Origin of the sequence: Mesorhizobium sp. M7D.F.Ca.US.004.01.2.1, assembly GCF_003997785.1 — a bacterium.
Classification (GTDB): Bacteria; Pseudomonadota; Alphaproteobacteria; order Rhizobiales; family Rhizobiaceae; genus Mesorhizobium; species Mesorhizobium loti.
The window spans coordinates 1-10,222 of sequence record NZ_RZRQ01000219.1 but is presented as its reverse complement, the minus strand read 5'-3'; the positions used below and the strand labels follow the sequence as shown (position 1 = coordinate 10,222).

General features: G+C 61.1%; 9 protein-coding genes. 8 read left to right on the top strand and 1 reads right to left on the bottom strand.

Annotated elements, in window-relative coordinates; all coding sequences use genetic code 11:
* Positions 1-214 precede the first annotated feature (214 nt).
* Entirely contained in the window at positions 215-1,564 is a 1,350-nt protein-coding gene (gene hemN, locus EN993_RS24535) for an oxygen-independent coproporphyrinogen III oxidase (RefSeq protein ID WP_063169226.1), read from the bottom strand.
* A gap of 152 nt (positions 1,565-1,716) precedes the next feature.
* Here hemN and EN993_RS24530 point away from each other — a divergent pair, with 152 nt between their 5' ends.
* From EN993_RS24530 to EN993_RS24495, 8 genes are all read left to right on the top strand, one after another.
* Positions 1,717-2,460 carry a Crp/Fnr family transcriptional regulator gene (locus tag EN993_RS24530; RefSeq protein ID WP_024502861.1) on the top strand — a complete coding sequence of 248 codons (744 nt, stop codon included), beginning with the start codon at positions 1,717-1,719 and terminating at the stop codon, positions 2,458-2,460.
* Positions 2,461-2,954: 494 nt separating this feature from the next.
* Positions 2,955-4,574, top strand: a complete 1,620-nt coding sequence (gene ccoN, locus EN993_RS24525) for a cytochrome-c oxidase, cbb3-type subunit I (RefSeq protein ID WP_063169225.1) — start codon at positions 2,955-2,957, stop codon at positions 4,572-4,574.
* Positions 4,574-5,305, top strand: coding sequence for a cytochrome-c oxidase, cbb3-type subunit II (gene ccoO / locus EN993_RS24520; RefSeq protein ID WP_063169224.1), 732 nt, complete (start codon positions 4,574-4,576; stop codon positions 5,303-5,305). The genes ccoN and ccoO overlap by 1 nt, the downstream gene beginning before the upstream one ends.
* Before the next feature lie 11 nt (positions 5,306-5,316).
* A complete protein-coding gene (locus tag EN993_RS24515) occupies positions 5,317-5,466 on the top strand; it encodes a cbb3-type cytochrome c oxidase subunit 3 (protein ID WP_024502864.1) in 150 nt (49 codons plus the stop codon).
* A 2-nt stretch (positions 5,467-5,468) separates the two neighbouring features.
* Positions 5,469-6,332 (top strand): cytochrome-c oxidase, cbb3-type subunit III, encoded by an 864-nt coding sequence (gene ccoP, locus EN993_RS24510; RefSeq protein ID WP_063169223.1) that lies wholly within the window; start codon positions 5,469-5,471, stop codon positions 6,330-6,332.
* A 167-nt stretch (positions 6,333-6,499) separates the two neighbouring features.
* Positions 6,500-8,059: a cytochrome c oxidase accessory protein CcoG gene (gene ccoG / locus EN993_RS24505; protein WP_063169222.1), complete on the top strand. Its 1,560-nt coding sequence runs from the start codon at positions 6,500-6,502 to the stop codon at positions 8,057-8,059.
* Positions 8,056-8,553 (top strand): FixH family protein, encoded by a 498-nt coding sequence (locus tag EN993_RS24500; RefSeq protein WP_063169221.1) that lies wholly within the window; start codon positions 8,056-8,058, stop codon positions 8,551-8,553. The genes ccoG and EN993_RS24500 overlap by 4 nt, the downstream gene beginning before the upstream one ends.
* Positions 8,550-10,222, top strand: a 1,673-nt coding sequence (locus tag EN993_RS24495; protein WP_164757785.1) for a heavy metal translocating P-type ATPase, incomplete at its 3' end; no start/stop codon positions are given. The genes EN993_RS24500 and EN993_RS24495, both read left to right, overlap by 4 nt.

The following is a 10,222-nucleotide window of genomic DNA, read 5'->3' as shown; positions in this document are numbered from 1 at the left end:
CCGCCGCCGGCTACAACTTCTCCCTCCTGCTCAGGTGGCTGAAGGGGTTTTTGTCGCTCTTGATTGCCCTGCTTCAAATCCGGCCGAAGCCGGTCGCCGCTTAGGGCTCGGATTGTTCACGGTCGACGATTTGATGCGGTAGTCGCCTATGAGCGGTCAAAACGAACGCAGCTGGTTCGCCGATCGACCAAACGGCGAGCGCACTGTGCTTTGCTCAGACCGCCACCGAGTGCCTCGCCGTTCCCCCTTTGAAATATGTATCGAACTTGGCCGCGATGGTTCGAATGAAGGGGCGACTTTCAGTCCGTACGAGGAAACTGTCACCATCGAATTCAAGCGCTCGGGCAGGATCGTGGAGTGCGATGGACCTCGAGCGATGAAGGAGCTGCTCGCCGGCTTTGCCGAACCGCTCCACCAGGTCGACTGCCGAGAAGGCAAAATCACACATCAGCCGCTCGATGATCCAGCCACGGACGCGATCGTCGTCGGAAAGGGCAACGCCGCGGACGGCAGCCAACCCGCCATCCGCAACCATGCGCCCGTACCCGGCAGTCGAAGCCATGTTCTGCACGTAGCCTTGGCGAAAACGACCGATGGACGAAGGGCCAAGTCCGATCAGTGTCGGGCAGCGATCCTCAGTGTAGCCCTGAAAATTGCGATGCAAAACCCCTGCGCGGGCCGCTATGGCCAGCGCATCGTCGGGCTTCGCGAAATGATCGAGTCCTATTGCCTCATATCCCTTGGCGACAATTGCCCGCGCCGCGAGTTGAGATTGGGCGAAACGCTCAGTGGGACTCGGCAGCCATGCCTCGTCGATCATCGTCTGATGCTTCTTGAACCAGGGCACATGTGCGTAGCCGAACAGGGCCATCCGGTCTGGCTCCAAGGTCAGTGCCTGCGCCACCGTGGAACAGATCGTCTCGCGTGTCTGATTCGGGAGCCCGTAGAGCAGGTCCAGATTGACCGATTCGACGCCCCGCGAACGAACCCCGTCGACGACTGCCTTGGTCTGCAAAAAACTCTGCTCACGATTAATTGCTTTTTGCACTTGCGGATCGAAATCCTGCACGCCGAGGCTCGCCCGCGTTACGCCGATTTGAGCAAGTGCATCAAGGCGCGCCTTGTCCATGTCGTTGGTTTCGATTTCGATGCTGACCGTAGCATCCGGGAGAAGGTCGAAGCTGTCCCGCAAGGCCGCTCCAAGAGCAACCATATCATCGGGCCTCAGAATAGTTGGCGAACCGCCACCGAAGTGGATTGCACGGACATGTGCCTTGCCGCTCACCAGACCGGCAATCGTGACGATTTCGGCATTCAGCGAGCGCAGATAAGCGGCCACCGGCTCATATTGGTGCGTCTGCTTGGTGTGGCAGGCGCAGAACCAGCAGAGCTTGTCGCAGTAAGGAATGTGCAGGTACAGCGAGATTTCGTCGCCGCTTTCCAGCGTCTCCAACCAGCCACGGTAAATGGCAGCATCGATCCCCGAATGGAAATGCGGCGCCGTCGGATAGCTGGTGTAGCGTGGGACGTTCTCGCTGAGTTTGACAGCTATTTCCGATTGCATCTCGCGTTCACCGTGTTGCCCGCCGGAACACTGCACGCATCGCTGAAGCAGACCCTGATCTCGATCAGCCGCGCTCATGGACAAACCGCCGCAGGATTTCTCTACCCTGGATGGGTATCCTGCCGGCAGTTAGGATCGGGTAAGGCGAACGCATGACCTTTCGGCAAGACATTCATAGTTCCGGCATTCCTGTTCTTTGCTTCCCTTGCGAGGCACGGCGTCGCGGTGTCTGCGGTGCGCTCGATCCAGACAATTTGGTTGGGCTCGCCAAGACTTGCTCGCGTCGCCGGATCGAGTCAGGAATGGAGTTGACCGGCGAGGCACAGAACGTCGACAGCTACTCCAACGTGCTTTCAGGCGTGGTAAAGCTATCAAAGAGCCTGTCGGATGGGCGCCAGCAGATCGTCGGTCTCCAGTTTGCACCGGATTTTCTGGGACGTCCTTTCAAGGAGGAAAGCTCGATCAATGCGGAAGCGGCAACAGCAGTCACGCTGTGTTCGTTTCCGCGAGCGGCCGTCGAACGGATGATGAAGGCGTCACGGGAATTCGAGCATCGCCTGCTCAAACAGACGCTGAATGAACTCGATGAGGCGCGCGAGTGGATGGTGACGCTGGGGCGCAAGACAGCTCCGGAAAAGGTGGCGACTTTTCTCCTCATGATGGCCCGGAATATCGATTCCAGTCTCGATGCGGCTTCCGGGTCGGCCTCCTTCGATCTGCCGCTGACGCGTGCCGAAATGTCTGATTTCCTTGGAATCACCAGCGAGACCGTGAGCCGCCAACTGACGCGATTGCGGGCTGACGGGGTGATTCGGATTGAGAACGCACGCCATGTGACGGTGGACAGCATAAGCCGTCTGGAGAAGCGCTGTGGCGGCGGACGCGAGCGGCCCTAAGCGGCGAGGCCATGTCGCATGACTCCGGGGCGGGCCGTGTTTGCCTTTTAATGCGATGTCGCCGCGCCTTCGACGAAGCGGCGTCACGGTTGTCGAGACAAACAGCTTTCGGGCTTTGATAGGAACGTGACCAATCGCCAGGTGTGTTTCGGCACATACCGGCGAAGCATGGTCCTTAATCTGCCACGGCTCGGCGGAACGATCGCGTTCGTTTCCAATGGGATCCGAACAACGTTTGGCAGGGCATCGGCAATAGCATCCAACGCGCGCAGAGCCTCAGCTTTCGCCTCAGCGATCGCGTCTGCGCCCGCCCAACCCAGGGAACGCCTTCCATGAGGGAGTGAGCCCGCGCTGCGTTCCTCGTTCATTCGCCACCTGCTGATTGCGCCGCACAAAATCGTGCGGCCTGACATAGATCAGGGCGAGGGGGCGGCGGCTGCGCGATTAGTGCGCTGCGGATTTGGCATCCACCAGATTCGAGATCGGGATCTGCAATGAAATTCGGCACAGAGATCGTCCTTCTAAGCGTGTTCGCTTTTGCGGCCCTGGTGGCCGCCGGCTTCGGCGTGGATGAACCTTTCCGCCGACACATGTGGGTGTTGTTCTTCGCAGTGGCTGGTTTCACTGCGATCCTGTTGCGCAACACGGAGTTCAGGCCAGCAGCTCCGATTGACCCATCCGCTTACATGGATGGTCCGATCCGCTACGGCGCGATCGCCACCGTGTTCTGGGGTGTCGTCGGCATGCTGGTCGGCGTGGTGATCGCGCTGCAGCTCGCCTACCCCGATCTCAACATCCAGCCCTGGTTCAATTTCGGTCGTTTGCGGCCGTTGCACACATCCGGTGTCGTTTTCGCCTTCGGCGGCAACGCGCTGCTTTGCACGTCTCTGTATGTCGTGCAGCGCACCTGCCGCGCGCGCCTCTTCGGCCGTGATCTCGCCTGGTTCGTCTTCTGGGGCTACCAGCTGTTCATCGTCATGGCCGCGACCGGCTACCTGCTCGGCATCACCGAGGGCCGCGAGTACGCCGAACCCGAATGGTATGTGGATGTCTGGCTGACCATCGTCTGGGTCGCCTACCTCATTCTGTTCCTTGGCACGATCCTGAAGCGCAAGGAACCGCATATCTACGTGGCCAACTGGTTCTACCTGTCGTTCATCGTGACCATCGCGATGCTGCATGTGGTCAACAACCTGTCCATACCAGTCTCGTTCCCGGGCTCCAAGAGCTACTCCGCCTTTTCAGGGGTCCAGGACGCCTTGACGCAATGGTGGTACGGCCACAACGCGGTCGGCTTCTTTCTCACCGCCGGCTTCCTCGGCATGATGTATTATTTCGTGCCCAAGCAGGCGAACCGGCCAGTCTATTCGTACCGGCTGTCGATCGTCCATTTCTGGGCTATCATCTTTCTCTACATCTGGGCCGGGCCGCATCACCTGCACTACACCGCCTTGCCCGATTGGGCGCAGACGCTCGGCATGGTGTTCTCGATCATGCTGTGGATGCCGTCCTGGGGCGGCATGATCAACGGCCTGATGACGCTGTCCGGCGCCTGGGACAAGCTGCGCACCGATCCGATCATCCGCATGATGGTGATGGCCGTCGCCTTCTATGGCATGTCGACCTTCGAAGGCCCCATCATGGCGATCCGGGCGGTCAATTCGCTGTCGCATTATACCGACTGGACCATCGGGCACGTCCATTCGGGTGCGCTCGGCTGGGTCGGCATGATCTCGTTCGGCGCGATCTACTACATGGTCCCGAAGCTCTGGAACCGTCAACGGCTCTACTCGCTGAGGCTCGTCACCTGGCACTTCTGGCTGGCGACACTCGGGATCGTCGTCTACGCCGCGGTGATGTGGGTGTCCGGCATCATGCAGGGCCTGATGTGGCGCGAATATGGCGAGCAGGGCTTCCTGGTCTACTCCTTCGCCGAAACCGTCGCCGCCATGCACCCCTACTATGTCCTGCGCGCCATCGGCGGCGCCATGTACCTCTCCGGCGCCCTGATCATGGCCTGGAACATCACCAGGACCATCCTCGGCCACCAGCGCGAGGAGGAGCCGATGCCGAGCCCCGTCGCCATCCGACCTGCGCGATCAGGAGCCAGGTAATGGGCTTGATGGACAAACACGCAATCATCGAGAAGAACGCCACGCTTCTTCTCGTTGGCTCGCTGCTCGTGGTGACGGTCGGCGGCATCGTCGAGATCGCGCCTCTCTTCTATCTCGACAACACGATCGAGAAGGTGGAAGGCATGCGCCCCTATTCGCCGCTCGAACTTGTCGGGCGCAACATCTATATGCGCGAGGGCTGCTACCTCTGTCATAGCCAGATGATCAGGCCGTTCCGCGACGAAGTTGAGCGCTATGGCCACTACAGCCTGGCTGCCGAGTCCATGTACGATCACCCCTTCCAGTGGGGATCGAAGCGCACCGGGCCGGATCTCGCCAGAGTTGGCGACCGCTACTCGAATGCATGGCATGTCGCGCATCTTACCGACCCGCGCTCGGTGGTGCCGGAATCGATCATGCCGAGCTATGGGTTCCTGAAAGACACGCCGATCGACGTGAAGGATTTCTCGACGCATCTGGTCGCCAACAGGCTTGTAGCCGTCCCTTACACCGATGACATGATCGCCCACGCCAATGCGGATCTGGCGGCGCAGGCCGATCCCAATGCCGACACATCAGGCCTTGAGGCGCGTTACCCAAAAGCCAAGATCGGCGACTTCGACGGCAACCCGCAACAGGTCACCGAAATGGATGCCCTGCTCGCCTACCTGCAGATGCTTGGCACACTGGTCGACTTCAAAAATTACGACGAAGCCGCCGGCTACCGCTGAGGAGAACGCTGATGACCTACAATTTGATGCGGGCGTTTGCCGACAGCTGGGGCCTGGTTGCGATGGCGCTGTTCTTCGTGGGGTGCATCGCCTTTGCCCTACGCCCCGGCAGCCGAAGGCTGGCCGACGAAGCGGCCCGCATTCCGCTCGAGGACGAGTGATCATGAGCGACGAGCATATCGATGAAATCTCTGGCGTCTCGACCACCGGCCACGAATGGGATGGTATCCGGGAGCTGAACAACCCGCTTCCCAGATGGTGGGTTATCACTTTTTACGTCACCATTGTCTGGGCGATAGGCTACACCATTGCCTATCCAGCATGGCCTCTGTTGCACTCGGCGACAACGGGTGTGCTCGGCTATTCCAGCCGCAACGAGGTCAGGAACGAGCTGACCGCGGCTGAGGCCGCCAAGGGCAAATATATCTCGGCGGTGGAGTCCAAGAGCGTCTCGGAAATCGCCGCGGACGACGGCCTGCGCGAATTCGCAATCGCCGCCGGTGGCGCCGCTTTCAAGGTCAATTGCGTACAATGTCATGGCTCCGGCGCCCAGGGTTCCAAGGGCTTTCCCAATCTCAACGACGACGACTGGCTGTGGGGCGGCAAGGCCGAGCAGATCCAGCAGACGATTACGCACGGCATCCGCTTCGCATCCGATCCGGACACGCGCCTGTCGGAAATGCCGGCCTTCGGCGACATCATTACCGCCGACCAGATCGCACAAGTCAGCGCCTACGTGGCCAGCCTTTCCGGCAAGGTCCGCGATGCAAGTCTGATCCAACCCGGCGCCAAGGTCTTTGCCGAGAATTGCGTGGCCTGTCACGGCGACAATGCAAAAGGCAACAGGGAATTCGGCGCCCCCGACCTGACCGATGCGATCTGGCTCTATGGATCCGGTGAGACAGCCATCGCCGCACAGGTCCGTGCGCCAAAACAGGGCGTCATGCCGGCCTGGGTTGGCCGTCTCGGCGAGATCAAGGTCAAGGAACTTGCAGTTTATGTCCATTCGCTTGGCGGCGGAGAATAGGAATGGAAGGTCCTATTCTTCGGTCCCCCCTGCCAAGCGGACGAGGCCCGGCGTGAGCCGGGCCTCGACACCATCCCTAATGCGATCTGCACAACCCGGCAAGGCTATCCTACGGCGAGGCTTTACGACAGGTGCCCCTGACATTGGCTGGGAAAGTGGAGTTGCACATGCGTGACAAGACGCAGTTGACAGGGCTCGAAACAGAAACTGTCAATTCCGCCAAAACCCGCAAGCCGCTTTATGCCGCGCGTCAAAAGATCTTTCCGAAGCGCGCCTCGGGCAACTTTCGTCGCTTCAAATGGCTGGTGATGACGATCACACTTGGCATCTATTACCTGGCTGCGTGGCTGCCTTGGGCTCGCGGTCCATTTGCCCCGGACCAGGCAGTCCTGCTCGATCTCGCGAACCGGCGCTTCTACTTCTTCTTCATCGAGATATGGCCCCAGGAATTCTTCTATGTGGCCGGCCTCCTGGTCATGGCGGGCGTCGGTCTTTTCCTGATCACCTCGACTGTCGGCCGTGCCTGGTGCGGCTATGCATGCCCTCAGACGGTGTGGGTCGATCTGTTCCTCGTCGTCGAACGTGCGATAGAGGGCGACCGTAACGCTCGCATGAAACTCGATGCAGGCCCCTGGACCGCCCGCAAGCTGATGCTGCGCTTATCGAAGCACGCCGTCTGGCTGGTCATCGGTGCGGCGACCGGCGGCGCCTGGATTTTCTATTTTGCCGATGCGCCGACGCTGGTTGGCGAACTCTTCACCGGCACCGCGCCACCCGTCGCCTACATCACTGTCGCCGTGCTGACGGCTACCACCTACACGTTCGGCGGTCTGATGCGCGAGCAGGTCTGCACCTACATGTGCCCATGGCCGCGCATCCAGGCAGCGATGCTCGACGAAAGTTCTCTCACCGTCACCTACAATGACTGGCGCGGCGAACCGCGTTCTCGCCACGCCAAGAAGGTCCTTGCCGCAGGGCTGCCGGTCGGTGACTGCGTCGACTGCAATGCCTGCGTCGCGGTCTGCCCGATGGGGATCGACATCCGCGATGGCCAGCAGATGGAATGCATCACCTGCGCGCTGTGCATAGACGCCTGCGACGGGGTCATGGACAAGCTCGGCAAGGAGCGCGGGCTGATCTCCTATGCGACACTGTCCGACTACAACGCCAACATGATGCTGGCGACCGCGGGCGGCTCCAGTTCAGTCAACCCGTCGCAGGTCAGGACCGCTGATGGCCTGTTCTCCGACAAGGTGGCGCATTTCCATATCCGCAAGATCTTTCGGCCACGCACCTACGTCTACATGGGTATCTGGTCGCTGATCGGCCTGGGTCTGCTCTATTCGCTGCTGACGCGCGATCGGCTCGAAGTCAACGTGCTGCATGATCGCAATCCGCAATTTGTCACGCTGTCCGACGGCTCGATCCGCAACGGCTACACCGTCAAGCTGCTCAACATGATCCCCGAGCCAAGGACGATCGTTGTCGCGATTCAAGGCTTGCAGGGCGCCGAGATGAGCGTGGTCGGCGACGACATCCCGGAAGGCCGTTCTTTTGCCATTCCGGTCGAACCCGACCGCCTGAAAATGCTGAAGGTCTTCGTGCGCCAGCCGGCGGATCAAATCCAGGGCACAGCGCAGACCTTCAAGTTCCGTGTCGAGGACAAGGCGAGCTTCGAGGCGGACGAATACACCGCCACCTTCAACGCGCCGGAGACTGCCAGATGACCGCTAACGCTGAAAAACCCCGCGTATTCACCGGCAGGCACATGCTGGCCATCATCCTAGCCTTTTTCGGGGTGGTCATCGCGGTCAATCTGACGATGGCAACGCTCGCCAACACGAGCTGGACCGGCCTTGTCGTCGAAAACACCTATGTGGCGAGCCAGCAGTTCAACAAGAAGGCCGAGGAGGGGCGGGCGCAGGCAGCGCTCGGCTGGACCGGCAAGCTGACCATCGCATGGGGCGAGGTCCGCTATAGCCTTACCGACGCCGTCGGCAAGCCGATTGCCTTGCATGGCGTCAAGGTGCTGTTTCGCCATCCCGCCTACGAGAAAGAGGACAAGGCGGTCAACCTCGCCCTCGCCTCCGGCCAGGAATTCGCAGCCCAGCACATGCCGAAGGATGGCGTCTGGATCGTCGAAGTCGACGCTGACGCCGGTCTGGCCGAGCCCTACCGCGAAGTCCGCAGGATCATGATTTCCCATGGAGCGCTGAAATGAGTTGTTGTGCACCGGGCGCCGAAATGGCGCTTGATCTGGGCAGCACCACGTCGGTCCTGCCGTCTAGTCAAGAGATCAGGCTGGCGAGCCGATCGCTTGGAGATGATCTCCGCCAAACCGATCTTTCGGTGCCGAGCGTTCATTGCGCAGCTTGTATCCAGACGATCGAGACGGCGTTGGGAACGCTCGATCGCGTCGAGAGCGCCCGCGTCAACCTGTCGACGAAACGGGTCTCGGTCCGCTGGCGTGGCGACGAGGTTCCACCGTTCGTCGCCGCGCTTGGACGGCTCGGCTACCAGGCGCATCTCTTCGCCCCCGAGATTGATGAAAAGGACAGGACGCTTTCGGAGTTGATCCGCGCCGTCGCGGTTGCCGGGTTCGCGGCGGGCAATATCATGCTGCTTTCGGTCTCTGTCTGGTCCGGGGCCGAAGGGGCTACCCGCGACCTGTTTCACTGGGTCTCCGCATTGATCGCCATCCCAGCGCTCGCCTTCGCCGGCGGCATCTTCTTCCGCTCGGCCTGGAATGCACTGCGCCACGGCCGCATGAACATGGACGTGCCGATCGCGGTCGGAGTGTCGCTCGCTTACGCCATGAGCCTCTATGAGACGATCAACCATGGCGACCACGCCTATTTCGACGCGTCGGTTTCGCTGCTTTTTTTCCTTTTGATCGGCAGGACGCTGGATCACGTGATGCGCGAACGTGCCCGCACCGCGGTGAAAGGCCTGTCGCAGCTGGCCGCACGCGGCGCCATGGTGCTGCGCGGCGATGGCGCGCGCGACTATCTGCCGGTTGGCGAGATCGAACCGGGGATGCAGCTGCTGATCGCGGCCGGTGAAAGGATCCCCGTCGACGGCAAGATCATCCACGGAGCGTCTGATCTCGACTGCTCGCTGGCCTCAGGCGAAAGCGCGCCGAAAAACGTGGCGCCGGGCGAAGCCGTGCAGGCCGGCGTGCTCAATCTTACCGGCCCGCTGACGATCGAGGCGACCGCCGCCGCGAAGGATTCGTTCCTCGCCGAAATGGTTCGGCTGATGGAAGCCGCAGAGGGCGGTCGCGCGCACTATCGCCGCATCGCTGATCGCGTGTCGGCACTCTACGCGCCCGTGGTTCATCTCACCGCCTTCGTGACATTCCTGGGTTGGATGGCGGCGACGGGCGACTGGCACCGGGCGATGACGATCGCCATTGCCGTTCTGATCATCACCTGCCCGTGCGCGCTCGGCCTCGCCGTACCGATCGTTCAGGTGGTCGCCGCGCGGCGTCTGTTCGAGAACGGCATCATGGTCAAGGACGGTTCGGCCATGGAGCGCCTGGCGACGATTGATAACGCAGTGTTCGACAAGACCGGAACGCTCACGCTCGGACAACCCCGGCTCCTCAATGCATCGTCGATCGATCCGGCCATGCTGGCAATCGCGGCAGACATGGCCGCGCACTCGCGTCACCCGTTTTCAAAGGCCATAACCGGCTTTGCCGCTCCTGGCGGGCAACACAAATTCGATGCCGTCACAGAGCATCCGGGGTTCGGGATCGAAGCCACTGTCGCCGGAAGCATCTGGCGGCTGGGTCGACGCGGATGGGCTGGATGGAAGGCCCGGACCGGTGGTGAAGGCAACCATGGCTATGGCGGAACGGTGCTGACAAAAGACGGGTTCATTGTCGC